The organism is Microcoleus sp. AR_TQ3_B6 (assembly GCF_036702785.1).
Taxonomy (GTDB): Bacteria; Cyanobacteriota; Cyanobacteriia; order Cyanobacteriales; family Microcoleaceae; genus Microcoleus.
Genome location: NZ_JAUBVJ010000251.1, coordinates 1 through 1002, shown reverse-complemented (window position 1 = coordinate 1002; position 1002 = coordinate 1). Strand labels below are relative to the sequence as shown.

At 47.1% G+C, this 1002-nt stretch carries 2 protein-coding genes and 1 pseudogene; 2 read left to right on the top strand and 1 reads right to left on the bottom strand.

The window, feature by feature from the left end; translation table 11 throughout:
• Positions 1 to 219: pseudogene (locus tag QUB56_RS37030) on the top strand (calcium-binding protein); the annotation flags it as partial.
• Between the two features lie 62 nt (positions 220 to 281).
• Positions 282 to 500 carry a hypothetical protein gene (locus QUB56_RS37025; RefSeq protein ID WP_332961322.1) on the top strand — a complete coding sequence of 73 codons (219 nt, stop codon included), beginning with the start codon at positions 282 to 284 and terminating at the stop codon, positions 498 to 500.
• 271 nt (positions 501 to 771) lie between these two features.
• Here the strand turns inward: QUB56_RS37025 and QUB56_RS37620 are convergent.
• On the bottom strand, positions 772 to 1002 hold a 231-nt coding region (locus tag QUB56_RS37620; protein WP_445243454.1), incomplete at its 5' end, for a hypothetical protein.

Below are 1002 nucleotides of genomic sequence, written 5' to 3'. Positions count from 1 at the left end.
TTAACAGCAGGTGAAGGTTCCGATCTCATTACTGATTTCACAAAAGGTGAAGACTTACTCGTATTAGGGGGCGGTCTCACTTTTGCTCAACTTAGTATTACCCAAAACGCTGATGCAGCTTTCATCAGGATTGGTCAGAACGGTCAACTTTTGGCTGCTTTGAATGGGGTGCCAGCTAGTGCGATCGACGATCTCAATGATTTTACCATCTTTGGCTGAGTACTACATCCTCCGCCCTGTCTGGCGTGAGTGTCGAGCGAAAGTCGAGGGAAGTACCTCAAATGCTTGCAATCTCTTCGTTTGTAGCTGCGCTGCCCAATAGGCTGCTAGGGTGCGATCGAGCGGCTTTACCCGAGCCTACCGTTGGGCGATCGGCAATCAACCTAGTTTACTGCCGGTCGCCTGTTAAAAGAAAAAGATTTAACCATCTCTCCGACAGACATTTCAAGCGTTTGAGGGTCTTCTTCACCACGAAGACTCTCGAAGGCACTGCACCCTAAAGTTTCCCGTTTCCCGGCTCTGGTTTGTATTTAAACTGGAACCCGAGTCGGAGCCAAAGTTGCCACTACTTTGAGATTGTACTCATCCTCAAAACACGGTTTTTTATAATCCAAACTCCAGAGTTTCAGAGCGCAATCGTCTGAGGGATCGAGCAGTTGCAGCCGCAAATGAAACTCTCGAACTTCTGGGCGGTGTTCTCATTTAAAACCCGAAATTGCGCCGATCTGCCGCCTGTCCAGAGCCACAGCCAACCGCAGAAAAGGATGCAACTTACTTACTACTTCCCGGTATTTTTTCGGCAGAATTACAAAAAAAATCGTGCTTCTTTTTCGCAGGGTTTTTTCGGTGATAGCGAGCTAAATTTGCAATGACTTCAATCTCTATTTCAGTGTATCCCGATAACTCACCATTGCGAATTAAATAGTAAGGAATGAGAATTAAATAACTTCCACTCTTGAAAGTGGGATGGGCGTCCCGCCTGTCCTTTTTGGACGGGCGGGA